Here is a 26,032-nt window from a genome sequence, read left to right as displayed (position 1 = left end):
TTCGCGCCACTTAACTGGCGCGCCTTGATAACAGACCGTTGAATGGTTGGTTGGGGGCTGCCGCGCAGCCCCCATGTCGAAATCCGGATCACTCCAACAGCGCTAGCAACCGCCCCGCCAGCTCAGCCGCATCCTGCTGATAATCCTTACCCCAACGCACCGACCAGTCTCCAGGTCGCCCCTGCTCATCCCACTCGGCCAATGCCAGCGCATTGACGATCTCAAGTTCAAACCACAGCGCCTGCCAGGCATCGCCTGTCCTTGACCAGCGCAGCGTCCTGCCAGAGAAACTCCGTGGCCGCGACGAACGCCGACCAGGCATAAATATCCTGCGCCGCGCGACCACCTAGCGTTAGCCAATAGGCCCGATCCATCAACGCAGTCTCCTTGATCAAAAGCTCGCCTTCACCGACGCCATGAAGTTGCGCGGCTCACCGTAGTAGTTGCCGAACGCCTCGGTGCCGATGGTTGCATAGTAACGCTTGTCGAACAGGTTATTGGCGTTCAGTGCCAGCGACCAGGTGTCATCGATGCGGTAACCGATCCGTCCATTCCAGACCACGTAACCTGCCTGGGTGATTTTCTCGCCGCTGGCAGGCGACAGGCGGAAATTGTCACTTTGTGCATTCACCCCTGCCCCAACCGTGAAGCGCTCGAGCGCCCCGCCCAAGGCATATTCACCCCACATCCGCAGTACATGCCGCGGCACATAGCTGTTGAACGCTGCGCCGTTGAGGCTGGCGTCGATGTCGTCGAGGGTCTTGGTCTGGGTGTAGGTATAGCCCGCCATCAGTTGCAGGCGCTCGATGACTTCGCCGCTGATTTCAGCCTCGAAACCCTGCGCACGAACCTTACCGGCGTTGACATAGCAATAGCCGTCGGAAGACGGGCATGACGAAAAGTAATCCGTCTGCGCCTGGTCCTTTTGGAGGGTGCGGAACAGGTTGAACGCGCTGTTGAGGCGACCGTCGAACCAGGCGCCCTTGATCCCCAACTCGTAACTCTGGCCTACCAACGGTTTGAGCGCCGATCCGGCTTCATCGCGGTAATTGCCTTGCGGGGTGAAGATATCCGAGTAGCTGGCGTAGGCCGTCAGGTTGTCATTGAGGTCCAGCAGTACGCCGGCAAACGGGGTCACCTGGCCGGTCTCGCGGCTGCGCGAATGCTGTGGGGCAACGCCGTTGAGGAACTCCGAATCGGTCTCTGAGCTGTACCAACTGACCCGTCCACCGACCACCAGCGTCAGCGGATCGGCCAGTTTCAGGCGCAGCGTCGAGTACACGCCTTTCTGTTTGGTAACCGATTTGACCGGGCCACCGCGCGACGCATTGTCGATGAAGTAGCTGTCATCCGGCTCAGGGATATTCTTGTCAGGGTTGAATACATTCTGTCGTTGCGGCAGAAACGCGACCGAATAGAAGTCGTCCTTGTCGGCGCGGCTCGCATTGGCGCCGAACACCAACTCGTGCTGCCGGCCAAACGCTGCGAACTTGCCATCGACATAGGCATCCAGACCATAGTCGACCTGGTCGTAGTCATACATGCTGCCGAGCATACCGGTGGTGTCGACGCCGGGGGTAACAGCGCCGGAGGCGAAAGCGTATTTGATATCCTGGGTGTTTGTTGAATGGACGCTGGCGACCTTGAGCTGCCAATCATCATTGAACTGGTGCTTGAGGTCACTGAACACGGTAGTGCGTTGGCTGCGCCAGGTATTCCACGAAGGGTCCAGGCAGGTCGAGCGGCTCAGCTTTAGGTCACTGCGATCGCGATAGCGCGGCAAGCCACCCCAGCATGGATTGGCGTCGACGTCTTCATAGGCGACACCGAGGCCCAGGGTAGTGTCAGGGCCGAGATCGAAATCGAGTGCGCCGTAATAGACCTGATCCTTGCGGCTGGCGTCATCGGTGAAGTAGTGCCGGCTCTGCTGCGCGATCACCGCCCTGCCGCGAAGCGTGCCGGACGCATTCAGCGGGCCGCCCGTGTCGACCTGTCCACGGTAATTGTCCCAACTGCCGCCCGACAGGGTGACATCGGTGTGGGCAGCGGCCAGGCCACGCTTGCGCACAAAGTTGACGCCACCGGCGGTGCCGCCCGCGCCTTTCATCATGCCGGCGGCGCCGCGCAGGACTTCGACCCGGTCGTAATAGGCCATGTCACTGCTAAAGCTGTCGGCCTGCACGTACAGGTTGCCCATGTCCAGCGGCACGCCGTCGTACTGGTACTGGCCCGACATGCGAAAACCGCGAGAGTAGAAGTATTTTCCACCCATGGTCGAGTCATACACGGTGATGCCCGGAGTCTTTTCCATGACTTGGTCGATGGTGTTGAGATTCTGGTCATCGAGCAGCTTGCGGGTCATCACCGTGACCGACTGCGGTGTTTCCTTGAGCGAGTGCTCACCCTTGCCGATGGTGACCGCGCCGGTAGTATACGAGCCGCTGTTCTCGGTAGTGGCGCCAAGCACCTGGCCGTTGATGGTGGTGGCGCCCAGCTCCATTGCCGAACCAGTAGCGGGCGCAGCACGCAGCACATAGGTGCCGTCAGCCTGCGCTTCGGCCTGCAGGCCGCTGCCGGCAAGAATCCGCGCAAAACCTTCGCCAATGCTGAACTGCCCATTGAGCCCTGGCGACTGCAGCCCGGCTGTCTGGCGGCCATCAAAAGAGATCGCAGCACCCGCTGCGCTGGCGAAGCGGCCGAGTACCTCGGTCAGGCTGCCCGGGCCAATCGCGAACGCCCGCGCCGCGCCTTGCTCCTGCGCCGGAGCGGCGACTGTTGCCGTCGACCATACACTGGCCATGCTTGCGGCCAACAAACCAGCCCTGACTGCGGTCGCCAGACGACCCCGTTTGTGCATTGCAGACATGCCTACCCTCCCCCTGAACATTGCTCAATAAAACGTATTGGGGGATGAGCCGAACGGCGTCGGTAAAAAGTGCACATGCCTGCGAATTTTTTTCAACGGGCCACGGCCGCTGCCGAGACATGCACCCAGTAGCGGCTGAAGCGCGTGACCCGCAGCGACAGGCCACTTTCCAGTGCGGTAAGGGCAAGGTCGGTGTCATCGACCGGGAACGCTCCGGAGACCTTCATCCGGGCAATCTGCGGATCGCAACGCAGCACGCCGCGGCGATAACGCGACAGATCCGCCAACAGCTCAGCCAACGGCCGCTCCACGGCAATGATGCTGCCCTGCTGCCAGGCGCCCACGGAGGCATCACTGCGCTGCACAGCCCCCGACGAGCGTTTATTGAAGTCCAGCCGCTGCCCCGCTTCGACCCGAATGGCTGCGCCAGCGCTGGCCGTGCGGACCTCTACCGCCTTCTCGATTACGGCGACCTCGGCGTTCTGCTCGTGAGTGCGAACGATGAAGCGCGTCCCCAGCGCCAGTACCTCGCCGTGACGGGTGTGGATTTTGAACGGCCGCTGCGCAGCGTCAGGGGCCGTGCTGATCAAAATCTCGCCCTGCAGCAAATCAAGCAGACGCTGGCTGCCGTCGTACCTCACGTTGACTGCCGAATCGGTGTTAAGCCACAGGCTGCTGCCATCCGCCAACTGAAACTGGCGACGCTCACCAACCGTGGTCCGAAAATCGGCAAACAGCTGCTGCGGCGTATCACTGCGCCAGCTCAGCCAACCCAGTGACGCAGCAGGCACCAGGATCATTACGCTGCGCAGCACCTGTCGGCGCGAGCGCTCGAGGCCACGCAATGCCGGTGCCGCCACCGCACCTGGCACGCTGGCCATCTGCTCGGCAACGGCAGTCATACGCTGCCAGGCCTGCAGGTGAACAGGATCGGCCAGCAGCCAGGCGTTCCAGGCCGCCCGCTCGGCGTCGGTAGCGACCCCTGATTGCAGCGCTGCGTACCAGCGCGCTGCGGCGCTGATCGCTTGCCGTTCAGCGAGGGTCAGGCTCATGCCAGCTGCATCTGGATCTGCATCAAGCAGCAGTGCTCCATGGCCTTGGCCATATGCTTGTTGACGCTGCGCAGGCTGATACCCAACTGCGCGGCGATCTGCGGGTAACTCAGGCCGTCGAACTGCGACAGGATCAGCACCTGTTTGACCTTGGGCCCCAGGCCTTGCAGCAAGCGGTCGATCTCGACCAACGCCTGCAGCATGATCGCCTGCTCTTCCGCAGACGGCTGCAGCGCTTCAGGCATGGCGGCCAGTGCCTGCAGGTAGGACTGTTCGAGCGAACGGCGCCGAAACAGGTCGATCAGCAAACCGTTGGCGATCCTCGACAAGTACGGCCGCGGCTCGCGGATCTCCAGGGCGCTGCGCGCCTTGAGCACGCGCACGAAGGTGTCCTGGGTCAGATCGGCGGCATCGAAAGCATTGCCCAGGCGCTGGCGCAACCAGCGATTGAGCCAGCCGTGATGCTCGCAGTACAGGTCATTGACGGCGGTGTGCAGGGACGCATCATTGGCGGACATGGCAATAGAACGTTTCGCGAGTGGTAATGACTCTTATTGTCGTGCGGTGGCCAGTAGCTTTGCAATAGCCAACCGATTCGCACCTGTTGCGCATCGCCCCGAGCCGTATATATGATAAGCATTATCGTTTGCGACACTTCCCATCGGCGCCTGCAGATCATGCTCCCATCCTCCCAACCTGCCCTGTGCAACGTGGCTGTGCTCTACCGTCAGCAACACAGCTGGTTGACGGGCTGGCTGCGGCAACGCCTGAGTTGCTCGCACAGCGCAGCGGATCTCGCCCAGGACACCTTCATGCGCCTGCTGGCCAAAGAGCAGCTGCCAGCGCTGCACGCACCGCGGACCTTTCTCGCCAAGGTGGCGCAGAGCGTGCTGTGCAACCATTACCGCCGGCAGAAAATCGAACGCGCCTATCTCGAAGCGCTGGCGGCAATGCCCGAGCTGGTTGCGCCAAGCCTGGAAACCCAGGCAATCCTGCTCGAAACCTTGATCGCCCTCGATGCCATGCTCGAAAGCCTCGAGCGGCCGGTGCGCCAGGCGTTTCTGCTGTCGCAGGTCGATGGCCTCGGCCACGCCGAGATTGCCGACCGGCTCAAGCTATCGGTAACTACCATCAAGCGCTACATCATCAAAGCCAGCGCGCGGTGCATCGTCCTCGATGACAGCCTGGACCTGCCGTGACCAGCAGCACGTCGCCGATTACCGCGGAAATAGCCGAGCAGGCCATGCACTGGCATTTCGAGTTGCAGGAACCTGAGGTCAGCCCGGCCACCCTCGCCGCGTGGATGGCCTGGAGGCAGGCGCAGCCGATGCATGAACATGCCTGGCAACGCGCCGAAGCATTCGCCCAGCGCATGGGCGACCTGCGTAATCCGGGCCAGCGCCGTCTGGCCCAGGCGGCGCTGCGCCCAGGCTCGTCGCGACGCAGTGTGCTCAAGCAACTGAGCGTGTTGATGGCCGCCGGCGCCAGTGCCTGGTACATGAAGGACACAGCGCTGGTGCAAGACTTCAGCGCCGATTATCACAGCCGGGTCGGCGAACAACGGCGCATCAGCCTGGCCGATGACACTGAGCTGCAATTGAACACTGACACGGCGGTCAACGTCGCCACCGAACAGAACCAGCGGCGGATACAACTGCTGCGCGGCGAGCTGCTGATCACCCGTAGCAACGCCGGCGCCCGGCGCATGCTGTCGGTACACACTGCTCAGGGCCGGCTTGAAGCGCAACTGGGGCAGTTCAGCGTCAGGCAACGCGCAGGCGTTACTCAGATCAGCGTCTACCGCGGCACGCTGGTGCTCAGCCCTGCCCTGCTGGCGCAGCCGCCGATCACTCTGCAAGCCGGCGAGCGGGCCAGCTTTGCCGAAACCGGCGTAGTCAGCCGGCAACCTGAACCGCTCGCCGCCCCTGCCTGGAGCCAGGGCATGCTGGTCGCTCAAAACCAGCCACTGGCAGAATTCATCGCTGAACTGAGCCGTTACCGCCGCGGCCATCTGGCCTGTGATCCCGCTTTGGCCAGGCTACGTGTATCCGGCACCTTCCCGCTGGCCGACACCGACAAGGTCATCCTCGCCGTGGCCAACACCCTGCAGCTTGAGGTCGAGCATTTCACCCGATACTGGGTGACATTGAAGCCACGCATCGCCTGACGCAAAAAAATCTGCGCAAGGGTGGTCCCTTTTTGATTCTCGCGAGACTTAACCCCCAGACAATCCATTCAATCGGGGAACAACGCGTGAATCTCAAGCATAAACTGGCCGGCGCCGTGGTCCAGGCCATCACCTGCATGACCGCCACCGCACCGCTGCTGATGCTGCCCACCTGGGCCAGCGCCGCCGAGCAGGCCCAGGCCGACTTCGACATCCCGGCCGGCCCGCTCGCGCCAGCCCTGAGCCGCTTTGGCCAGGCCGCCCATATTCTGCTGAGCTACCCCAGCACCCTCACCGACGGGCGCAGCACCGCCGGCCTGCACGGCAACTTCGACGTTGACCAGGGCCTGGCCATGCTGCTTGCCGGCAGTGGCCTGGAGGCCAGCCGCAGTGCCAACGGCAACTACACCCTGCAAGCCAGCAGCAGCGGCGCGATGGAGCTGAGCGCGGTATCCATCTCCGGCAAAGCCCCCGGCTCGACCACCGAAGGCACCGGCCTCTACACCACCTATTCGTCAAGCAGCTCGACCCGCCTCAACCTGACCCCGCAGGAAACCCCGCAGTCGCTCACCGTGATGACCCGCCAGCGCCTCGATGACCAGCGCCTGACCAACCTCACCGATGCCCTCGAGGCCACCCCCGGCATCATCGTCGTGCGCGACGGCCTCGGCGCCGAGAGCGACTCGTACTGGTCACGCGGCTTTGCCATCCAGAACTACGAGGTCGACGGCGTGCCCACCAACACTCGTCTGGACAACTACTCGCAGAGCATGGCGATGTACGACCGCGTCGAAATCGTCCGCGGCGCCACCGGTTTGATCAGCGGCATGGGCAACCCGTCGGCGACCATCAACCTGATCCGCAAGCGCCCGACAGCCGATGCGCAGGCCAGCATCACCGGCGAGGCCGGCACCTGGGACCGCTACGGCACAGGCTTCGACGTCTCGGGCCCGCTGACCGACGCGGGCAACATCCGCGGCCGCTTCGTCGCCGACTACAAGACCGAGAAGGCCTGGATCGACCGCTACTCTTCGCAGTCGCAGCTGATCTACGGCATCACCGAGTTCGACCTGACTGAAGACACCCTGCTGACCCTGGGCTTCAGTTACCTGCGCAGCGACGTCGACTCGCCGCTGCGCTCGGGCCTGCCGTCGCGCTTCAGCACCGGCCAGCGCACCAGCCTCAAGCGCTCGCTCAACGCCGCCCCGGACTGGTCCTACAACGACCACGAGCAAACCAGCTTCTTCACCTCGATCGAACAGCAAATGGGCAACGGCTGGAGCGGCAAGATCGAGCTGACCCACGCTGAAAACAAGTTCGATGAAGTGTTCAACTTCGCCATGGGCGACTTGAATACCGACGGCAGCGGCCTGTCGCAACTGCCCGTGCGCTTCTCCGGTACGCCACGCCAGGACAACCTCGATGTCTACGCCACCGGGCCCTTCAGCCTGTTCGGCCGCGAGCACGAGCTGATCACCGGTATGACCTTGTCCCAGTACAAGGAAAGCGTGCCCGGCTGGGGCGGTTGGGGCTATGACTATGCCGGCTCGCCTGCCGGCGCGATCGACAACCTGTTCGACTGGGACGGCAACTCGGCCAAGCCCAACTTCACTGAAAGCGGCAAGTCGTCGATCGATGAAGACCAGTACGCGGCCTACCTGACCTCGCGCTTCAGCGTCAGCGAAGACCTCAGCCTGATCCTCGGCAGCCGCCTGATCGACTGGCAGCGCGACACCTCCGAGCGCCCTTACGGCGGCGCCGAGACCGAGGTCAAGCGCAAAGAGAGCGGCGTGTTCATCCCGTATGCCGGGGTGGTCTACGACCTTGATCAGACCTGGTCGCTGTATGCCAGCTACACCAAGATCTTCAACCCGCAAGCGTCGTGGGTGACCGACGAAGGCAACAACCCGCTCGACCCGATGGAAGGCGTCGGCTACGAGATCGGCATCAAAGGCTCGCACCTCGACGGCAAGCTCAACTCAAGCCTTGCGCTGTTCAAGCTGGAGCAGGACAACCTTGCCATCTGGCAGCACGACAACGTCTACAGTGCCGAGCAGGACACCACCTCCAAAGGCATCGAGCTGGAACTGAACGGCGAACTGGCCGAAGGCTGGCAGGCGTCCGCCGGCTATGCCTATTCGGTGACCACCGATGCCGATGACCAGCGCATCAATACCAACCTGCCGCGCAACAGCGTGAAGACCTTCACCAGCTACCGGCTGCACGGGCCGCTGAACAAACTGACGATTGGCGGCGGGGTGAACTGGCAGAGCAAGGTTGGCGCTGACTTGCACACCTTCAGCCAGAGCAGCTATGCGGTTACCAACCTGATGGCTCGCTACGACATCAGCCGCAACCTCAGTGCTGCGCTGAACATCAATAACGTGTTCGATCGCGAGTATTACAGCCAGTCCGGGTTGTATAGCGTGTACGGCGCGCCGCGCAATCTGATGACCAGTTTCAAGTACAGCTTCTGAGGTTGGCCTGGGGACTCAACCCCCACCTACTGCCCTACTCGAATGCGACCAGGGTCATCAGGTATGCTGGAACGCGCCCGCGAGCTGAACGAACCCGCGGGCCAATACCCGGTCCAACCCCTCCCAGCCACCCGCCAAGAAGACCGATCGACCATGCACCTCGACCTTATCCAGAGCCTGAGCCTGGCCGGCAAGCCAGACGTCGCCAACGACGACCGCATTGGCAGCGCAGACCTGCACGCGTGGGTGATCGATGGCGCCACCGACCTCGGCCCGCCTGGCCTGCTCGGCCAACGCGGTGGCGCAGCATGGCTGGCGGCGGCCGCGCAGCGGGCTTTTGCGGGTGCTGAAGGTAACCTGGAGCAGGTGTGTGAATCGGTTTTCGAGCACGTTGCCCGTGACTACGAACGCCAGCGTCAGCGCCTTCCGCTCGCGACCTGGGAACTGCCCCGCGCCTCGTTCGCGGCGGTAGCGCTCGAAGGCGATCAGTTGAGCTGCAGCTTTCTCGGCGACTGCGCAGTGCTGCACCGCAGTGCGCAAGGCATTGCCTTCCTCACCCCCGTGCCAGACCGCCAGGCTGAAAGCGCCGAAGCCGCAGCCCTGGGCCCAGGCACTGGCGCCCATGGCGTACGCACACCGGCCATCATCGCTGACCGCAGGCTGGCGCGGGAGCGGCCCAAGGCAGTCCTCAGCGTAGATGCCCAGGCCGCCCGCGCTGCCCTGCGCTACACCCGCACGCCAGTGGCAGCGGGCGACGACCTGGTCCTGATGAGCGACGGTTTCAGCGCGTTGCTGGACAGCTACGCGGCCTTCACTCCCGCTGACTTCATCGCCCATCTGCTGCACCACGGCCTGGCGGATCTGGCACTGCAGCTACGTCGGATCGAAAAGGAGGATGCCGCCTGCCTGCGTTACCCCCGATTCAAAGCCAGTGACGATGCCTCGGCCATCTGGCTCCGGGTAAGCTGAAGCCCCAACGGCAATGCTTGGGAAACGCCCTACAAACGCTTAGGAAGGTTCAGCCCTCCGAGCTCTTCCCAGGCCAAATCGATGCGCCGCATGATCCTCCCTCACACCAAGGCGATGTTTCCGAGGGAGGAATCAGGTTTGTCGGACTATCAAAACAAGCTGCGCCACTTGAGCGCTGAACAGGTCGAAAAGCTCTACCAGGAATACCTCGGTGGCGCCAAAAACGCCGCTCTGATTCAGCGCTATAACCTCGACCTTGCACCCAACTGTCTGATCAAGAGCTTTCCGCCGATCGCGTCGCCGGACGTGACCTGCCCTTACTGTGCCGTGCCGATGTATGAGCGACGCAAGGGCAAGACGGCGACCAGCTGGAATCTTGATCCAGCCTTCTGCAAGGGCTGCGATCATCGTCACTACCCGCCTGGCCGGACCCGCCTGCTGCGTTATTGCACCTGCGCGCCCTGCAAGGCATCACGGATGGCCCAGCAAAAGCAACAAACCCTGGAGCGTCGTCAGCGGATTCGAACACAGTGGTCGCTGGATGATATCCCCGGCGTGCCGCTCGCCTCGCTGGACTTCACCAGCAAAGTGCAACTGCTGGCCTTGCTCATGACCCATGCAGACCAGGCCAACCAGCGCCTGGCGCCCTTGGCCGAGTTGCGCGGCGATGCCCGCCTCACACCCACGCAGGACATGGACAGCGCGTTGTTGCAGACGCTGCGCGAGCGCAAAGTGCTGGTGATCGATCCAGGTTCAGCCGTGGATGCCTTCAGCACCGGCTCGGCACTGGTACCGCGGCTGGACAAAGTGTGCTGGATCGTCAATGTCTACCTGACCGGCCCGGAGCGGGCGAGCCTGACGCAACTGCAGCAGGCGCTGCTCGATGACTTGTCACAGGGGCCGCTGGCGGCCTGGCATGGCGAGATCGTCGAAGTACTCCACCGCTTGGCTGTGGAAGAGGTGTATGCCTACATCCTCAGCCGAGCGGCCGATCACGGCCTGCCGTTCGATGCGTGGAAAAAATCCCGTGAGGTGGCCGCGCAGCTCCTGTTACAACTGCCCATACGCAGTATCTGGTCGCTGACCAATACGGCCATTCGCGGCGCGCTGGCGTTTGCCGCGCAGTGTCAGGTAAACAAACACATCGCCTCCAATACCATCCCCGGGCGGATGCTCGCGCTTGGCCAGCGTGCGGTCGACGAGCGCTGGCCGTTTCGTTGGCCCGGCTACGAGGTGAAGGCACCGCGGTCAGGCTTCAGCCAAGTCCTGCATGGCGTGGTACTGAAACTGGATGACCATGGCCTGGAACAGACCTTGTTTGCCTACATCAGCCAATTGCCCACGCCTGGCGGCGCAGCGGCCGCGTCCGGCACCAGGCTGCACTGCGTAAGCTGCGGTTCAGCGGCTGTGCATGCGCAAGCCAACCAGATTGAAACTGTAGTCAACTGCAAAGACTGCATGGCTCGTACGGTAATCATCAACGCGCAGTGACAGCTTTTCTTCGAGACCGCCCATAACCCGCTCCATCGCAGTCAATTAGTTGGCAGCTGTGCTCAATCGATCACCGGCGTGCCCAGGGTCAAGTCAACCAGACTAATGCTGTTGCGCCCTGCCCGCTTGCTTTCATAAAGCGCTTTGTCACCCTGCTCGATCAACGCTGTGAGACTACTGGGCGGCTGATCGAACAAGCTGGCACCAATGCTCAAGGTTACCGCCGCAGGTGTTGCATAAGAGCCTGAGGTCAGTAGCTGGAACTGCTCGCGCAGGCTGTCGCCCAGCTGGTTGACCCGTTCACGACTGGTGTTGCCAAGCAAGATGATGAACTCGTCGCCGCCCAACCGGGCAGCCAGCGCATGGGCAGGCACCAACCCGCGAATCATCTCGCTCAGCGCCACCAGCAGGCGATCGCCGGCAGCGTGGCCGAACAGGTCGTTGACCATCTTGAAGTTGTCGATATCGATGATCAACAGCGCCCCCGGGCGCGCGGCGCTGACCTGACCCAGCAGGCGCGGCGCACGCACCTCCAGAGCACGCCGGTTGTACATTGCGGTCAGCGGGTCGCGCGCGGCCAGGCGGGCGATCTGCTGTTCGCGGCGATAGCGCTCGGTGCCGGTCATCGACAATGCGATCAGCATGATCGCCATCGCCCCTTCAACCAGCGAAATCTGGATGATCTCGCCACGGAACGCCGCCAGGTCAATCAACGTGCCGGGCATCAATGGCGGGATCATCTTGGCCAGGTAGAACAGCCCGTGCAGCAGCAGCACAAAGCGCAACTGCACCGCCCCCACGCTCAGCGACAGCCCGTGCGGGCGCAGCAGCGAGCTGGCTTTGAGCGTTGTGACCGCCACCAGCAGCGAGTTGGCCAGCAGCATCAGCTTTGACCATTCAGGCCCGTCTGGCAGCAGCAACAGTGCCGTCCAGATGACAAAAATCGAGTACCAGCCCCGTGACAGGCGAGTTTCGGTGAAGCGCGCCACCCCCAGCAGGAACAAAAAGTGCGCCGTAACCAGCAGGCCATTGGCGAACCAGATGCCGATCAACAGCATTCCCTGCAAACGCATCAACGACAGTACGCAGCCGACGGTAATGGTGGCGAAGCCTGCGCTCCAATACAGCAATGAAGATTCACGCACGGTGCGCCACTCGACCGCCAGGTACAGCGCCGCAGCGGCGGCAAGGGCTATCGAGATGGTCAACATCGTTGGGGGGTCGAGCGCCATGGATTGACGGGCCTGTATGCAGAAGTGATGAAATGGCACGGTGTAAACCGCTCTGCGCGACCCTGCGCGGTATGCCTAGCGCACGATTTCCGTCGTGGCGATTTGTTCATGCATCATCCGCACCAAAACGCAATTGTCCAGTGGTCTGCTCAATAAAAACCCTTGTACTTCATGGCACTGGTCATCCAGCTCCTTGAGCGGTCATGGTCTGCAACGCGCCCTCGATGTCGTTGAGCATGACGTTCTCGGTGATCGCAACTGACGACCGGGGCTCTGGGCGGCGCCTCACTGCCCGGTCAGAAAGCTCACCAACAGCCGTCCATGTGAGCTGAGTCCTTCCCAGCTGCGAAAGCACACCCTGAGCTCCAGCGTGGCCCAGCGCTCCTGCAGTGGCAGCCAGCGCACGGCCAACTCCTGCTCAGCGCGCACGGCAGCGGTCTGCGGCACGATGGCAATGCCGGCGTGTTGCGCGACCAACTGCGCTATCGCCTCGAAGCTGGGCGCCCTGACCCGCACCTTCAATGGCATGGCCAGGTTCATCGCCAGCTCCTCGACAAAGCGTTGCATGGCGCGTTCGGCCGGCAGGCAGACAAAAGCAAAATCCAGCGCGTCGACCAGCCGCAACGGGCCGCGCTCGGCCAGCGCATGCTCGGCGGGCACCAGCAGCACAAGCCGTTCGGTACGAAACGGCAGCGACACGACACCGTCATTGACCAGGTTGCCGTCATACACGCCGATTTCGCACTCGCCGGCCAGCACCACGCGCAGTACATCGATGCTTTTGTGCTCGACCAACTGCAGATCGACCTGCGGGTAGTCCGCCAGGAACGGCCCCAGCACCGCCGGCAGCAAGGTGCTGTTGGTCACCGTCGACGCGGCCAGATGCAGGGTGATTCGGCGTTGCCCGGCCAGTTCGTGCAGGGTCGCCTGCAGCTTGCTTGCCTCGCCGAGCACACCACGGGCAGCTTCCAGCACCAGCCGCCCGGAGGGCGTCAGTTGCATACCGTCGGCGCGGCGGTTGAACAAGGTCAAACCGCTGCGTTGCTCGAACAGACGCAGGCGGTTGCTGGCAGCCGAGACGGCTACCGGAAAGGTAGCCGCGGCTTTACTCAGGCTTCCGCTGCTGGCGATCGCCGCGATCAGGCGCAGATCAGCAAGGTCGAAGTGCATCAGGTCTTCTCCAAAAACGAAAGCCTTGTTCGCTAAATAGCGATTCTACAGTGCGCCGCGTTATGCGCAGAATAAACCTTACCAATTGTTTCCGGATTCGCCATGTCTCGCTTACACGCCATGCTCAAACGCCAGATCGACAACGGCAGCCTGTTTGCAGTGCTCGCGGCACTGGGCTTCAGCTTCAAGGCGATCTTCGTCAAACTCGCCTACGCCGCAGCTGCGGTAGATGCAATCACCCTGCTGGCGATGCGCATGGCGTTGGCCCTGCCGCTGTTTGTCTGGTTGCTGTGGCTCAGCCAACGCCAGGGTGGCGAAAGGTTGACGGTGGCCGATGGGCTGCGGGTGGCAGTGTTGGGGCTGCTTGGGTACTACCTGGCCAGCTGGTTCGACTTTTATGGCTTGCAGTACATCAGCGCGGGGCTTGAGCGGCTGATCCTGTTCACCTACCCCACCTTGGTACTGCTTATCCAGGCCGTCGCCCTGCGTGAACGGCCCACCTTGCGCACGATGGCGGCGATGGGGCTTTGCTATCTCGGCCTGGGCATCGCATTCGTGCACGATGTCAGCAGTGCCAGCGCAGGCCAGCAGATCATTGTCGGCTCGTTGTGGGTGTTTGCCAGCGCGGTCACTTACGCGATGTATTACTGCGGCACCGGCATGCTGCTCAAGCGCATGGGCTCTATGCGCCTGGCCGGGTTGTGCGGCACGGCTTCAAGTTTGATGGTGCTGGCCCACTACCTGCTGGTGGCGGATGCAAGCCAGCTGGCGCAGTTGCCGGCTGCGGTGTGGGCCAATGCCGGACTGATGGCAGTATTCTCCACGGTGCTGCCGATCTACTGGCTGGCCCTGGCGATTCAGCGCCTGGGGCCTACCCAGACGGCGGCTGTCGGCAACCTCGGCCCGGTACTGACGGTGCTGGCGTCGTGGGCGATTCTCAGTGAGCAGATTTCACTGTATCAAGTGGCAGGCATGGCACTGGTGCTGTTGGGAGTCACCCGGTTGAAGCCGCCGGCGAAGAAATCCGCCGAGGCTCAGGCCGAAGCACCCGCCAGGTAATTTGCGGCAATGACAAGCTGCTGCGCGTGCAGGTCTTCGAGCAGAGCCAAGCCCTGCGCCTGAACCTGCTCGTCGCCCAGCACCTGCAAGCGCTGCCGCCCGCTGCCGCTGAGCCCGGCCAGCAACTGGTAGGCCATTGGGGTGAGTCGGGCGAAACGCACCTGCAGGTGCTGATCGCGATAAACCAGCAACAAGGTTGGCGATGCAGGTGGCGCTGAAGGCTGATAACCGGGGCCGATCCGATCGACCGGCCAGCGGTACGCCAGGATCCGCGCCAGGCACGACAGTGTCGGCTCGCCCTCCAGCAGATCGGCTATATCCAGCTGGGTGAAGGCCTCATCAGCGCTCAGGAAAAGCTGCGTTTCGATCCATTCGTAATGGGCCAGTTCCAGTTGCCACGGGGCGTCCAGATCAGCCTCGTGCAGGTACTCGATGAATGCCCCGCCGACCTCGGTAAACAGCGGCGTCTGGCTACGGTAAGCGGCATAGAAATCACGCACTCTCGCGTGCCAGACCAGCTCGCCCAGGGTTGCTCGCATCACCGGGAAACTGGCTGCCAGCAGCCCTTCGATGCTGTTGTAGAACAGCTCGCGATAGACCCGCAGGCGCCGAGCCTCGATATCGGCCGGGGGCGGGTTGCGCACGGGGTCGCGCACGTAGTTGGCCATCTGCAATTGCTGCTGATGCAGGTTCATGCTGCACGCCTCCCGCGGGCTTGTTGCGCCATTGCAATCCGCGCCGTTTCGGCCAGAAGCTCGGCCAATGGCGGGTACTTGAAATCGCGTTCAAGAACCGTCGGCTGCACGCCAAAGCGCTCGCAGGCCACTGCGTAAAGGTCCCAGACGTGCTCTTTCACCGGCGCGCCGTGAGTGTCGACCTTGAGGTCGGGGGCTTCGTCATAGTGACCCGCCACGTGCATGGCAGTGACCCGCTCGCGGGGCAAACCGTGAAGAAAGTCGACGGGGTCATAGCGATGATTGCAGGCATTGACGTAGACATTGTTGATATCCAGCAGCAGATCGCAGTCAGCCTCGTCCAGTACCGCGCGGATAAACGCCAGTTCGCTCATGGCCTGGTAAGGCGCGGCGTAGTAGCTGATGTTTTCGACCGCGATTCGCCTGCCCAACTGGTCCTGAGCCTGACGAATGCGCGCGGCGACGTGGCGCACGGCTTCATCGGTGAAGGGTATCGGTAACAGGTCGTAGAGGTGACCGTCATCGCTGCAATAGCTGAGGTGTTCGCTATAGTGCCGGACCTCAAAGCGATCCAGAAACTGCCGGGTGCTGGTCAGCAGGGTCCGGTCCAGCGGTGCGATGCCGCCGAGTGACAGCGATAGCCCATGGCAACTGATGGCAAAGCGTTCAGCCAGCTGGGCCAGGCTGCGGCCATGGCTGCCACCGACACCGATCCAGTTTTCCGGGGCGCACTCGAGAAAGTCTACCGCCCCCTGGGGCATCGTCAGCAATTCGGGTAACAGGCCGCGACGGAGGCCTAGGCCGGTGCGCAGATGCGGGTTGTTCATGCTTGGTACTCCGGGCAAGTGCCGCAGGCCTGATCCATACCGAGGATCGAGGCCTGCGGACGTTGGCGGTCAGGACTTGGCTTTGCCTGCCTGTTTCTCGCTGGCACCGCATTTGCCCTCACCGCACTTGCCTTCGGCCTTGCCGGCTTTGGCCTCACCGCCGCATTTGCCTTCGGCTTTGCCAGCCTTCTCACTGCCGCCGCACTTGCCTTCGCCGCATTTGCCTTCCGCGTCGGTCTTGGCGGCGGCCAGTTGATAACCCTGGCTCATCGGTTCGACGGCAAAGGCGCTATTGCCCAGCAACAGGCTGCCGACGACAGCAGCGCCAAGCAGGCCAAGGGTGTTTTTCGACTGTTTCATGGTGGTGCTCCACTTGCGGTTGGTAGTGGAGCCATTGAGCCGCAGTGGTGTGTCGGTGATGTATCGGCACTGCGGTGCTTTTGTATGGGAGTGGGTCAGGAATAGGTGTGGATACAGAGTGATACACGCGGGCGGGTGGACCGCTACGCAATCCTTTCCGGCCGGTTGGCGTCCGGTGAGACAACTTGGTACCGCGTGTATCCCTTTATTTGCGCTCAATCCTCCAGCGGCTTGGGTGGCGCCGCTGGCTTGGCCGGCTTGGCAGGCTTGACGTTCTTGGCCTCCTTACCCTTGGGCTCCGGAGCAGCTGCCGCAACCGGTGCCGCAACCGCAGCAGCCTTCTCGCTGGCAGGCAACTCGTCCACCGCCTTGAAGATCACCTGCGGATCAAGCTTGTCGCCGCTGTCGTCATCCTTCAACACATGAAACTCGCCATCCTTGCCCACCAGAATGACCTTGGTCCCTTTGCTCGCACCCAGTTTCAGTTCACGAATCAGGGCCATGGTGGTCTGCTGCTCAAGGTTTTTCCCTTCGCGCGTACCCGCTAGGCCAGCAACGCTGTAGAGCACCAGCTGGCGCTCTTCAAAGGCCTTTTTGGTCGCCGATTCATTCAGTGCCTCGTTAAGGCCACGCAAGGTCGGGTCAGCTGGGCTGGGGGCAATCACCACCAACGGCCTGGCCTTGCCCAGCTCCTTGGCCAACGGCGCATCGCTGTCGGCGGCAAGCAAAGGGCCAGCTACGGCTAGCAACGTGGCGAGGGTCAATGACCGGACAAGCATGCACATCTCCTTATTCTCTCGATGAAACAAAGACTACAGATCGGGGAGAAAGATCCTGTCGGCGAGCCTAAACCAAGTCATCCAACACCCGCTTGGCTCAAGCGTAACTACCGATTTCCAATACCTTTGCAGATCAGGACGACAGCACCTACGGAAAATGCCTACGCCCTGTTTGAGCATAGCCGATTGCCGCCAGGCGATTAATTTTTCCCCGTGGCCACACGTCCTTCCCCTCATAGCGTGTGGCTTGAGCCACGCCCGGTTACCACCCTGATCCGAGATGGCAATGAACATACGATTGCGCAACAAGGCGCTGTACCTGGGCCTGCCCCTGCTGCTGGCGCTGGGTGGCGGCGGCTACCTGGCCTGGGACCACTGGAGCAACCGCGGCTACCCCGCCGAGGTGATCCAGCAGGCGGACGCGCTGCATGAATACATGCTCACCTTTGACAGCCATATCAGCCTGCCGCTGGACTACGCCAGCGCCGGCAACGAGTTCGATAAAGACGGCGCGGGCCAGTTCGATCTGGTCAAGCTCAACCGCGGTCGGCTGTCCGGTGCCGCGCTGAACCTGTTTGGCTGGCCAGAGATGTGGAACGGCGACAATGCGCCGCACAAGCCAACCGCCGCCTTTGTCGATGAAGCGCGCCACCAGCAGGAAGTGCGCTACCGGATCATCACCGGCCTGGTCCGCGACTTTCCCAATCAGGTCGCCATCGCCTACAGCCCCGACGACTTCCGCCGTCTGCACGGCGAAGGCAAGTTCGTGATCTTTCTGAGCATGCTCAATGCCTACCCACTGGGTAATGATATCGATCTGCTCGACACCTGGGCTGCTCGCGGCATGCGCATGTTCGGCTTCAGCTATATCGGCAACAATGCCTGGGCCGACTCATCGCGGCCGATGCCGTTTTTCAACGACACCCCAAATGCCCTCGGCGGCCTGTCGGCAATTGGCAAGCAGGCCGTGCAACGGCTCAATGACCTGGGCGTGATCATCGATGTGTCGCAGATGTCGACTCCAGCGCTGGAGCAGGTCGCCCAGCTCAGCCGCGCACCGCTGGTAGCGTCGCATTCAGCGCCGCGGGCGTTGGTGGACATCCCGCGCAACCTCAGCGACCGCGAGCTGCAGCTGATCAAGGACAGTGGCGGTGTGGTCCAGGTGGTAGCGTTCTCGCAATACCTCAAACCGCTGACCCAGGGCACCCGCGACAAACTCAACGCGCTGCGCCAGCGCTTCGACCTGCCGCCCCTGCAAGACCTGGCCATGGCCCTGATGCCTGGCGATCCGATTATTGCCGGCTGGCCGGAGCAACGCTTCGGCGAGTACGCAGGCGCGCTGTACGGCATTCTCGAAGACGAGCCCAAGGCCACGTTGCAGGATTTTGTCGCGGCCATCGACTACACGGTAGCCAAGGTCGGCATCGATCACGTCGGCATCAGCTCGGACTTCAATGAAGGCGGCGGTGTGCAAGGCTGGGACAACGTCGGCGAGGTCCGCAACGTCACAGCCGAGCTGATCGCCCGCGGTTACTCCGAGGCCGATATCGCCAAGCTCTGGGGTGGCAACTTCATGCGCGTCTGGGCGCAGGTGCAAAAAGCGGCGCAACCGGTCGCCAGCCTGCAATCGGCCAGCTCTGTCGTGGAAGCACAGCCATGAACCCGCGGCGGACCTTTCTCAAGCAGGCCGGGGTGCTCGCCGCCACGTTGCCGCTGGGCCAATACGCGCTCGCCACGGCTGCTGAAAATCCTGCGACCAGCGCCAGCGGCGACAAATGGCGTGACCTGCAGCAGCTGTTCGAGCAGGACCCTAGCTACCTGCACCTGTCCAACTTCCTGGTCACCTCGCAGCCGCGCCCAGTCCGCGAGGCAATCGCCCGCTACCGCGCACAGATCGACCGCAATCCGGCCCTGGCAATGGACTGGGACCTGCAGGAAACCTGGAAGCGCGAGGGCCAGGTCCGCCGCGCCGCCGCTGAATACCTGAAGGTGAGCCCGGCCCAGATCGCCCTCACCGGCAGCACCACCGAAGGCCTGGCGATGGTCTACGGCGGCATCCAGGTACGCCCGGATCAAGAGATCCTGACCACCGTGCACGAGCACTATTCAGCCGAAACCAGCCTCGACCTGCGCACCCGCAAGCAAGGCACCCAGGTGCGCCGCATCACCCTGTTCAAAGACCCGGCGCTGGTCAGCGAAGACGAAATTCTCGGCAGTATCCGCCAGGCCATCCGCCCGCAGACACGCGTGCTGGGCATGACCTGGGTGCAGTCGGGCAGCGGTGTCAAACTGCCGGTTGCGCGTATCGGCGCACTGGTGCGCGAGGCCAACCGCGACCGCGCCGAACAGGACCGCATCCTGTATGTGATCGACGGCGTGCATGGCCTTGGCGTGGAAGACCTCGACGTACCGAGCATGGACTGCGACTTCTTCATCGCCGGCACTCATAAATGGTTGTTCGGCCCACGTGGCACCGGCATCGTCTGCGCCCGCAGCGCCAAGGTCGAACACCTGACGCCAATGGTGCCAACCTTCTCCGAAGACACCGACTTTGCCACCACCTTTACCCCCGGTGGCTACCACGCATTCGAGCACCGCTGGGCGCTGGATGAAGCCTTCAAGTTGCACCTGCAATTGGGCAAGGCCGACATCCAGGCGCGCATCCATCAACTCAACAGCTACCTCAAGCAGCAGCTGTCGACGGTGCGAGGGGTCGAGCTGGTAACCCCCCGCAGCCCGACGCTTTCCGCCGGTTTCTGCTTCTTCCGGGTCAAGGATCGCGACTGCGACGAGGTCGCCGCCTACCTGCAGAAAAACAAAGCCATGGTCGATGCGGTGTACCGCGATGTCGGCCCGGTGATCCGCACCGCGCCGGGCCTGCTCAACGACGAAGCCCAGCTCGAGCGCTTTGTCGCCCTGCTGCGCAAAACGGTGTAACCCATGTATTCGCCAACGAGAATTGCCATGTCCCAACCCACCTCGCGCCCTACCCTCGCCCGCCTGCACGGACTGACCCTGGCGCTCGCCGCCGGCATGCTGCTCAGCAGCGGCGCCCAGGCCGCAGCGCCCGGCACGGTGATCCGTGACTGCAAGGACTGCCCAGAGCTGGTGGTACTGCCCGCAGGCAGCTTCAGCATGGGCACCCCCGAGGGTGAAGTCGGCCGCCAGCCCGATGAAGGCCCGCAGCATGAGGTGACCTTCAAGCGCCCTATCGCCATCAGCCGCTTCCAGGTACTCAAAGGCGAGTGGGATGTGTACCTGCGCGACAGCGGCTACCGCATGCCCAGCGGTGATGACCGCGAAGGCCGCCAGTGCATCGCCGGCATCCCGCGCTACAAGTACGAAGCGCGCAACCCGGCGGTGTGCCTGGATTTCAACGAAGCCCAGGCGTACATCCAATGGCTGTCGAAAAAGACCGGCAAGCAGTACTTCATGCCCAGCGAAGCGCTGCGTGAATACGCCGCCCGCGGCGGCAGCAAAGGCCCGTTCCCGTTCCCGCTGGACCCGGACAAGGAATACAGCATCGCCCTCAATGCCAACACCTACGGCCCAGCAGACGGCTTTGCCAATATCGCCCCGGCCGGCAGTTTCAAGCCCAACGCCTTTGGCGTCTATGACATGCACGGCAACGTTTCCGAATTCACCCCTGACTGCTACCGCGACAGCTATGAAGGCGCACCCAACGACGGCAGCGCCTGGACCGAGCCTGGCTGCAAGGTGCTGTCGATGCGCGGCAACGACTGGATCGAGCCGCCGATCTTCTCCCGCTCCGGTAACCGCAACGCCACCATCCCGTCCGACCGCGGCGACTGGCTGAGCTTTCGCGTTGCCCGCGAACTGTGACCGCCACCCCACCCGTGCCCCGAGGGAGCCCTGCCATGCCCGCACCACTGTTCAGCCTGACCTTGCCTGATGGCCGCCGCGCCAGCACTCACGGCGACACCGCCGAGGGCGTGCTGCAGGTCGGCGACCTGCCCTCGCTCAGCTACCGTTTCGACGGCGAGCGCGTGCTGATCGACAGCCCGCTGCCCGCGCACTACCCCGCCACCGCCTTGCTGGCAGTGATCGGCAGCCACTTTGCCTACCGCAAAAAATCCGCCGTGCTCAGCATCAACCTCAAAGCCCCGCAGGCATTCGCCGTTGCGGCAATCCGCCAGGGCGTGTTCGACACGCAGCTGCCCAGTGCAGATGGCAGCCTCGAACTGCAATGCCGACGCGCCACCTTCTGGCAGAACCCGCTGGCATGGCTGACCGCACCGGCCAGTGTGCACACGGCCCCGCATTACTGTTTCAGCGGCGAAAAACGCCACCCTCAGCGCCCCCCTATCCCTGCCGGCGAAGTCTATCGGCGCCACCTGCCGGGCCTGAACAGCACTTTCAGCCTGCGCACCATCGACCCCGACCGCGACCTCGAAGCCTTCAACCGCTGGATGAACCTGGAACAGGTGGCGTACTTCTGGGAGCAGACCGGCAGCCTCGAAGAGCACGCCGCCTACCTGCGCGAGATGCTCGACGACCCGCGCGTGCATCCGCTGATCGGCTGCTTCGACGATGAGCCGTTCGCCTACTTCGAGGTGTACTGGTGCAAGGAAGACCGCATCGCGCCGTTCTATGACGTGGCCGACTACGACCGCGGCTGGCATGTGGTGGTCGGTGAGAGCAAGCACCAGGGGGTGGGCAAGCTCAAGGCCTGGTTCAACTCGCTGATGCATTACATGTACCTGGATGACCCGCGTACTCAGCGCATTCTTGGCGAGCCGCGCATCGATCACACGCGCCAGATCGAATTTCTCAAGTCGCAGGGCTTCGGCCACTTGAAAGACATCCAGTTCGTGCACAAGAAGGCCGCCTTGCTGCGTCTTGAGCGCGAATACTTCTTCGAACGCAGCCTCTGATCTGCGTCGTTAAAGGGTTTGGCCTGCCTTCAGGCCGAACCCGCTAAGCAACCGGCTGCCCGCCACCTCCCCCGTTGAATCCCCCGCCTCTGCTCAGGACAAGCGCCCGCCTGACCGTCCTTCTCCCGCCGTTGCCCTGCACCAAATTCCCCCTGCGCAGTTGTCGCAAGTCGTCAAAAGGATTGCGCATGGACGCTCTCAGAACAGGCGGCGTGAACAGGAAATGGATAATCGGCAGGCCTCCAGTGCGCACTGACGTCGGACTGTTTGCAGCGTTACCGAGAAAACAAGAACAAAGACCTGCAAAATTTCAAGGTGGGTAGTTAATTTATGGCAATGGAAAACAACGCTGAAACCCTCGCACTCGGCGTGACCGACCCCTCCAAAACAGAAGAAGCGCGGCAAGATCGGCATCTAGAAGGCAAGATCGACTGGATCGTGTTCGGCATTACCAGCATCACCGCAATCGCCTTCATCCTCTGGGGCTTCCTCAGCCAGTTGACTCTTGCCGCCAGCGCGTCAGCGGCGCAATCCTGGGTCATCATCAATTTCGGCTGGTTCTTCGTGCTGACCTCTACGCTGTTCGTGATTTTCGTGCTCTGGCTGGCGGCGAGCCGGTACGGCAGGATCCCACTCGGGCGTGACGGCGAGGTGCCCGAGTTTCGCACAGTGTCGTGGGTCGCGATGATGTTCAGTGCCGGCATGGGCATCGGCCTGATGTTTTTCGGCGTCGCTGAGCCGCTGTCTCACTACATGACGCCACCTCCCGGCTCAGCGGCTCCCCAGTCCAACGAAGCGATGCAGGTGGCGATGGCTACCACCCTGTTCCACTGGACGCTGCACCCGTGGGCGATGTATGCGATTGTAGGCCTGGCGATTGCTTACGGTACGTTTCGGCGTGGCCGCTCGCAGCTGGTTTCGAATGCATTTCGTCCCCTGATCGGCAAGCATGCCAACGGGCCGCTGGGGCGGGTAATCGACATGATGGCCATTTTCGCCACCTTGTTTGGCTCTGCCGCTTCACTGGGGCTTGGGGCGCTGCAGATCGCCGGCGGCCTGGAATACAACGGCTGGATCGAACACCCTGGCAAAATCTTTTACCTCGCCATCGTGACCGTGCTGACCATCGCCTTCGTTGCCTCTGCGGTGTCCGGGATTGGCAAAGGGATCAAGTGGCTGTCCAACGTCAACATGATCCTGGCCCTTGCCTTGGCCGTGTTCGTATTCCTGGTCGGCCCTACCTTGTTGATGTTGAACCTGCTGCCGACCTCTATCGGTGTCTACATCAAGTTGCTACCGGAAATGATGGCGCGTACCAGCGCCAGTGGCGGCCCGCAGATGGACAGCTGGCTGGCCAGCTGGACCGTGTTCTACTGGGCATGGTGGATTTCCTGGACGCCTTTTGTCGGCATGTTCATCGCCCGCATCAGTCGCGGCCGGACCATCCGCCAGTTCGTCAGCGGCGTGCTGCTGGTGCCAAGCCTGGTCAGCCTGATCTGGTTCACCTTGTTCGGCGGTGCAAGCATCGATGCAGTGCGTGAGGGCAGCCTGCTGCTGGTGGACGGCGTGGTCAACAGCAATACCGCGCTTTACCAGCTTCTGGACGGATACCCGCTGGCAAGCCTGACGTCGGTGTTGGTCATGGTGCTGGTGGCGATTTTCTTCGTGTCCGGGGCGGACGCTGCTTCGCTGGTGATGGGCACGCTGTCGGAGCGCGGGACGACGACACCGTCGCGGTCCACGGTGATTTTCTGGGGTGGCCTGACCGGCACCGTTGCGGCGATCATGCTCGCAATTGGCGACCCGGCGAATCCCGGCGCGGCCCTTACCGGTCTGCAGAACCTGACTATCGTCGTGGCCCTGCCCTTTGTGATCGTGATGGTATTGCTGTGCGTGGCGCTGTATCGCGATCTGCGCAGGGATCCGATGATGCTGCGTCACGTGCGTGCCAGCGAACTGATCGAAAAGGCAGTGCTGTACGGCGCGGTGAAGCACGGCGAGGAGTTTTACATCGTCGTCCAGGAAACCAAGTCTGCACCTAAGCACGCGAGTGAAAAACAGCACGTAACCGAGTCGTAACGGCTATCTGAATTGGCTTCAACCTGAGCGGCTCTGCGAATGGTGGACATTTCTGTCCACCATTTGCGCGAGCAGCTCACCCTCCCCTCTCTCCTCGCTAAATCCCCCTCCTCCCGCTTCGTCCTCTCTGCAGGGATACGCCAGCCTTGCGCGCACGGCTATCTGTCTTTTTCTCGCCGTTCGACTCAGGAGTTTCCATGATCAGCCCTCCACGCAGCCGCAGCGCCTTCGCCGACCTGCTGCGCCTGCTCAAGCCGTTCTGGCCCCTCGTGACTGTGTCCATCGTGCTGGGCATGGTCGGTGGCTTGTCGATTACTGTGTTGCTGGCCACCATCAACAACGCCCTCAACAGCGAGGCTGGCTTGACCGGCAACGTCGTCGCCGCCTTCGCCGGCCTGTGCCTGCTGGCGTTGTGCTGCTCAATCCTGTCGGACATGAGCAGCAACCGCGTCGGCCAGTACATCATCCGCCGCCTGCGCCTGGAGCTTGGCGAAAAGGTCCTCAGCGCACCGATTGCGCAGATCGAGCGGTTTCGCAGTCACCGGCTGATCCCGGTGCTCACTCACGACATCGACACCATCAGCGACTTCGCTTTCGTGTTTGCCCCGCTGGCCATCTCGCTGACCGTCACCCTCGGCTGCCTGGGCTATCTGGCCATGCTGTCGTGGCCGATGTTCCTGATGATGCTGGTGGCCATTGCCATCGGCTGCACCGCGCAGTTCGTCGCCCAGAACAAAGGCCTGAAAGGCTTTCTCGAAGCACGTGATGAAGAAGACAACCTGCAAAAGCACTACCGCGCGATTGCCGATGGCGCCAAGGAACTGCGCATTCACCGCCCGCGCCGCCAGCGCATGTTCACCCAGCGCATCCGTGAAAGCGCTTCGCTGATCTGCCGCAAGCAGATCGAGTCGGTGAACATCTTCATCGTCGCCAAGACCTTTGGCTCGATGCTGTTCTTCGTCGTGATCGGCCTGGCGCTGGCCATGCAAGCCTACTGGCCCGACAGCAACAAGGCGGTGATGAGTGGCTTTGTGTTGGTGCTGCTGTACATGAAAGGCCCGCTCGAGCAGTTGATTGCCAACCTGCCGATCGTCAGCCGCGCGCAAATTGCCTTCCGGCGCATTGCCGAGCTGTCCGAGACGTTTTCCTCGCCGGAGCCACATCTGCTGCTCGACGCCCCGGCCAAGCCCGCGCAAGCGGTGCACGAGCTGGAACTGCGCGACGTGCGCTATGCCTTCCCGGTAGTTGACGGCGCTACGCCGTTTGCCCTCGGGCCGGTCAACCTGAAGATCCGCCAGGGCGACATTGTCTTCATCGTTGGCGAAAACGGCTGCGGCAAGACCACCCTGATCAAACTGCTGCTGGGCCTGTATGAGCCGCAGCAAGGCGAAATACGCCTGAACGGCCAGGCGGTAACGGCACAAAACCGCGATGACTATCGCCAGTTGTTCACCACCATCTTCGCCGACTACTACCTGTTCGACGACCTGGTCCAGGGCGACGGCGACCTGCCGGCAGACGCTGCCCGTTATCTGGAACGCCTGGAAATCGCCCACAAGGTCAGCATCCGCGACGGCGCGTTCACCACCACCGACCTCTCCACCGGCCAGCGCAAGCGCCTGGCGCTGGTCAATGCCTGGATCGAAGAGCGGCCGGTGCTGGTATTCGACGAATGGGCCGCTGACCAGGACCCGACCTTCCGCCGCATCTTCTACACCGAGCTGCTGCCCGACCTGAAACGGCTGGGCAAGACCATCATTGTCATCTCCCACGACGACCGTTATTTCGATGTGGCCGACCAGTTGGTACGGATGGATTCGGGCAAGGTGCGCAGCGATCTGGAGCCGGCCTGAAAAAACTTTTCCGGTTTTCAGCGGGTCATGCGTTCCATTGTAAGTTGAGACGCAATCGCAT

General features: G+C 62.5%; 21 protein-coding genes and 1 pseudogene. 12 read left to right on the top strand and 10 right to left on the bottom strand.

The features are described 5' to 3' along the window. Positions 1–227: 227 nt before the first annotated feature. From CXQ80_RS24960 to CXQ80_RS08920, 4 genes are all read right to left on the bottom strand, one after another. Positions 228–374, bottom strand: coding sequence for a hypothetical protein (locus CXQ80_RS24960; protein ID WP_256585719.1), 147 nt, complete (start codon positions 372–374; stop codon positions 228–230). A gap of 17 nt (positions 375–391) precedes the next feature. Further along, the gene (locus tag CXQ80_RS08930; RefSeq protein WP_101318545.1) at positions 392–2,866 is read right to left on the bottom strand and encodes a TonB-dependent siderophore receptor; all 2,475 of its coding nucleotides are present in this window, start codon (positions 2,864–2,866) and stop codon (positions 392–394) included. A 92-nt stretch (positions 2,867–2,958) separates the two neighbouring features. Beyond that, a complete protein-coding gene (locus tag CXQ80_RS08925; RefSeq protein WP_101318543.1) occupies positions 2,959–3,918 on the bottom strand; it encodes a FecR domain-containing protein in 960 nt (319 codons plus the stop codon). Further along, positions 3,915–4,436: a sigma-70 family RNA polymerase sigma factor gene (locus CXQ80_RS08920; RefSeq protein WP_101318541.1), complete on the bottom strand. Its 522-nt coding sequence runs from the start codon at positions 4,434–4,436 to the stop codon at positions 3,915–3,917. The genes CXQ80_RS08925 and CXQ80_RS08920 overlap by 4 nt, the downstream gene beginning before the upstream one ends. A 159-nt stretch (positions 4,437–4,595) precedes the next feature. On the opposite strand from CXQ80_RS08920, the gene CXQ80_RS08915 reads away from it, so the two are divergent. The 5 genes from CXQ80_RS08915 to CXQ80_RS08895 all read left to right on the top strand — a co-directional run bounded on the left by CXQ80_RS08915 (position 4,596) and on the right by CXQ80_RS08895 (position 11,022). Further along, positions 4,596–5,117 (top strand): sigma-70 family RNA polymerase sigma factor, encoded by a 522-nt coding sequence (locus CXQ80_RS08915; RefSeq protein WP_101322988.1) that lies wholly within the window; start codon positions 4,596–4,598, stop codon positions 5,115–5,117. Beyond that, positions 5,114–6,085, top strand: a complete 972-nt coding sequence (locus CXQ80_RS08910) for a FecR domain-containing protein (protein ID WP_256585718.1) — start codon at positions 5,114–5,116, stop codon at positions 6,083–6,085. The genes CXQ80_RS08915 and CXQ80_RS08910 overlap by 4 nt, the downstream gene beginning before the upstream one ends. 137 nt (positions 6,086–6,222) lie before the next feature. Then, a complete protein-coding gene (locus tag CXQ80_RS08905; RefSeq protein WP_101322986.1) occupies positions 6,223–8,562 on the top strand; it encodes a TonB-dependent siderophore receptor in 2,340 nt (779 codons plus the stop codon). 153 nt (positions 8,563–8,715) lie between these two features. Next, positions 8,716–9,531 (top strand): protein phosphatase 2C domain-containing protein, encoded by an 816-nt coding sequence (locus CXQ80_RS08900; protein WP_101322985.1) that lies wholly within the window; start codon positions 8,716–8,718, stop codon positions 9,529–9,531. Positions 9,532–9,669: 138 nt separating this feature from the next. After that, a complete protein-coding gene (locus CXQ80_RS08895) occupies positions 9,670–11,022 on the top strand; it encodes a hypothetical protein (protein ID WP_101318539.1) in 1,353 nt (450 codons plus the stop codon). Between the two features lie 62 nt (positions 11,023–11,084). Here CXQ80_RS08895 and CXQ80_RS08890 read toward each other — a convergent pair whose 3' ends face one another. Then, on the bottom strand, positions 11,085–12,254 hold the full coding sequence (locus tag CXQ80_RS08890; RefSeq protein WP_101318537.1) for a GGDEF domain-containing protein: 1,170 nt from the start codon (positions 12,252–12,254) through the stop codon (positions 11,085–11,087). A gap of 285 nt (positions 12,255–12,539) precedes the next feature. Further along, a complete protein-coding gene (locus CXQ80_RS08885; protein ID WP_101318535.1) occupies positions 12,540–13,424 on the bottom strand; it encodes a LysR substrate-binding domain-containing protein in 885 nt (294 codons plus the stop codon). Between the two features lie 102 nt (positions 13,425–13,526). Here CXQ80_RS08885 and CXQ80_RS08880 point away from each other — a divergent pair, with 102 nt between their 5' ends. Further along, positions 13,527–14,483: a DMT family transporter gene (locus CXQ80_RS08880; RefSeq protein WP_101318533.1), complete on the top strand. Its 957-nt coding sequence runs from the start codon at positions 13,527–13,529 to the stop codon at positions 14,481–14,483. On the opposite strand, the gene CXQ80_RS08875 is transcribed toward CXQ80_RS08880, so the two are convergent. The 4 genes and pseudogenes from CXQ80_RS08875 to CXQ80_RS08860 form a co-directional block, all read right to left on the bottom strand. After that, positions 14,459–15,178, bottom strand: a complete 720-nt coding sequence (locus tag CXQ80_RS08875; RefSeq protein WP_101318531.1) for a DUF2063 domain-containing protein — start codon at positions 15,176–15,178, stop codon at positions 14,459–14,461. The genes CXQ80_RS08880 and CXQ80_RS08875 overlap by 25 nt on opposite strands. Further along, positions 15,175–16,005, bottom strand: a complete 831-nt coding sequence (locus CXQ80_RS08870; RefSeq protein WP_101318529.1) for a DUF692 domain-containing protein — start codon at positions 16,003–16,005, stop codon at positions 15,175–15,177. Before CXQ80_RS08870 ends, CXQ80_RS08875 begins: the two co-directional genes overlap by 4 nt. 105 nt (positions 16,006–16,110) lie before the next feature. Continuing rightward, positions 16,111–16,365 (bottom strand): annotated as a pseudogene (locus CXQ80_RS08865) (hypothetical protein); the annotation flags it as partial. Between the two features lie 215 nt (positions 16,366–16,580). Then, positions 16,581–17,144: a DUF4174 domain-containing protein gene (locus CXQ80_RS08860; protein ID WP_101318527.1), complete on the bottom strand. Its 564-nt coding sequence runs from the start codon at positions 17,142–17,144 to the stop codon at positions 16,581–16,583. A gap of 286 nt (positions 17,145–17,430) precedes the next feature. On the opposite strand from CXQ80_RS08860, the gene pvdM reads away from it, so the two are divergent. The 6 genes from pvdM to CXQ80_RS08830 all read left to right on the top strand — a co-directional run bounded on the left by pvdM (position 17,431) and on the right by CXQ80_RS08830 (position 25,971). Beyond that, entirely contained in the window at positions 17,431–18,804 is a 1,374-nt protein-coding gene (pvdM, locus tag CXQ80_RS08855; RefSeq protein WP_101318525.1) for a pyoverdine-tailoring dipeptidase-like protein PvdM, read from the top strand. Then, positions 18,801–20,081 carry an aminotransferase class V-fold PLP-dependent enzyme gene (locus tag CXQ80_RS08850; RefSeq protein ID WP_101318523.1) on the top strand — a complete coding sequence of 427 codons (1,281 nt, stop codon included), beginning with the start codon at positions 18,801–18,803 and terminating at the stop codon, positions 20,079–20,081. The genes pvdM and CXQ80_RS08850 overlap by 4 nt, the downstream gene beginning before the upstream one ends. Before the next feature lie 96 nt (positions 20,082–20,177). After that, on the top strand, positions 20,178–20,987 hold the full coding sequence (locus CXQ80_RS08845; protein ID WP_224786383.1) for a formylglycine-generating enzyme family protein: 810 nt from the start codon (positions 20,178–20,180) through the stop codon (positions 20,985–20,987). Positions 20,988–21,022: 35 nt separating this feature from the next. Beyond that, positions 21,023–22,039 (top strand): GNAT family N-acetyltransferase, encoded by a 1,017-nt coding sequence (locus tag CXQ80_RS08840; RefSeq protein ID WP_101318520.1) that lies wholly within the window; start codon positions 21,023–21,025, stop codon positions 22,037–22,039. Positions 22,040–22,369: 330 nt separating this feature from the next. After that, a complete protein-coding gene (locus CXQ80_RS08835; protein WP_101318518.1) occupies positions 22,370–24,118 on the top strand; it encodes a BCCT family transporter in 1,749 nt (582 codons plus the stop codon). 197 nt (positions 24,119–24,315) lie between these two features. Continuing rightward, positions 24,316–25,971, top strand: coding sequence for a cyclic peptide export ABC transporter (locus tag CXQ80_RS08830; RefSeq protein WP_101318516.1), 1,656 nt, complete (start codon positions 24,316–24,318; stop codon positions 25,969–25,971). The last annotated feature ends 61 nt before the right edge of the window (positions 25,972–26,032 follow it).

This window comes from Pseudomonas sp. 02C 26 (genome assembly GCF_002843585.1).
Lineage (GTDB): Bacteria > Pseudomonadota > Gammaproteobacteria > Pseudomonadales > Pseudomonadaceae > Aquipseudomonas > Aquipseudomonas shirazensis.
This window is presented reverse-complemented; position numbering and strand designations above follow the sequence as displayed.

Coding starts and splice junctions, on each gene's coding strand:
- CXQ80_RS08925 (WP_101318543.1), bottom strand. CDS start 3,918: ATGAGCCTGACCCTCGCTGAACGGCAAGCGATCAGCGCCGCAGCGCGC.
- CXQ80_RS08840 (WP_101318520.1), top strand. CDS start 21,023: ATGCCCGCACCACTGTTCAGCCTGACCTTGCCTGATGGCCGCCGCGCC.
- CXQ80_RS08845 (WP_224786383.1), top strand. CDS start 20,178: ATGCTGCTCAGCAGCGGCGCCCAGGCCGCAGCGCCCGGCACGGTGATC.
- CXQ80_RS08835 (WP_101318518.1), top strand. CDS start 22,370: ATGGCAATGGAAAACAACGCTGAAACCCTCGCACTCGGCGTGACCGAC.
- CXQ80_RS08880 (WP_101318533.1), top strand. CDS start 13,527: ATGTCTCGCTTACACGCCATGCTCAAACGCCAGATCGACAACGGCAGC.
- CXQ80_RS08870 (WP_101318529.1), bottom strand. CDS start 16,005: ATGAACAACCCGCATCTGCGCACCGGCCTAGGCCTCCGTCGCGGCCTG.
- CXQ80_RS08905 (WP_101322986.1), top strand. CDS start 6,223: ATGACCGCCACCGCACCGCTGCTGATGCTGCCCACCTGGGCCAGCGCC.
- CXQ80_RS08915 (WP_101322988.1), top strand. CDS start 4,596: ATGCTCCCATCCTCCCAACCTGCCCTGTGCAACGTGGCTGTGCTCTAC.
- CXQ80_RS08850 (WP_101318523.1), top strand. CDS start 18,801: ATGAACCCGCGGCGGACCTTTCTCAAGCAGGCCGGGGTGCTCGCCGCC.
- CXQ80_RS08885 (WP_101318535.1), bottom strand. CDS start 13,424: ATGCACTTCGACCTTGCTGATCTGCGCCTGATCGCGGCGATCGCCAGC.
- CXQ80_RS08920 (WP_101318541.1), bottom strand. CDS start 4,436: ATGTCCGCCAATGATGCGTCCCTGCACACCGCCGTCAATGACCTGTAC.
- CXQ80_RS24960 (WP_256585719.1), bottom strand. CDS start 374: ATGGATCGGGCCTATTGGCTAACGCTAGGTGGTCGCGCGGCGCAGGAT.
- pvdM (WP_101318525.1), top strand. CDS start 17,431: ATGAACATACGATTGCGCAACAAGGCGCTGTACCTGGGCCTGCCCCTG.
- CXQ80_RS08930 (WP_101318545.1), bottom strand. CDS start 2,866: ATGTCTGCAATGCACAAACGGGGTCGTCTGGCGACCGCAGTCAGGGCT.
- CXQ80_RS08830 (WP_101318516.1), top strand. CDS start 24,316: ATGATCAGCCCTCCACGCAGCCGCAGCGCCTTCGCCGACCTGCTGCGC.
- CXQ80_RS08860 (WP_101318527.1), bottom strand. CDS start 17,144: ATGCTTGTCCGGTCATTGACCCTCGCCACGTTGCTAGCCGTAGCTGGC.
- CXQ80_RS08900 (WP_101322985.1), top strand. CDS start 8,716: ATGCACCTCGACCTTATCCAGAGCCTGAGCCTGGCCGGCAAGCCAGAC.
- CXQ80_RS08890 (WP_101318537.1), bottom strand. CDS start 12,254: ATGGCGCTCGACCCCCCAACGATGTTGACCATCTCGATAGCCCTTGCC.
- CXQ80_RS08875 (WP_101318531.1), bottom strand. CDS start 15,178: ATGAACCTGCATCAGCAGCAATTGCAGATGGCCAACTACGTGCGCGAC.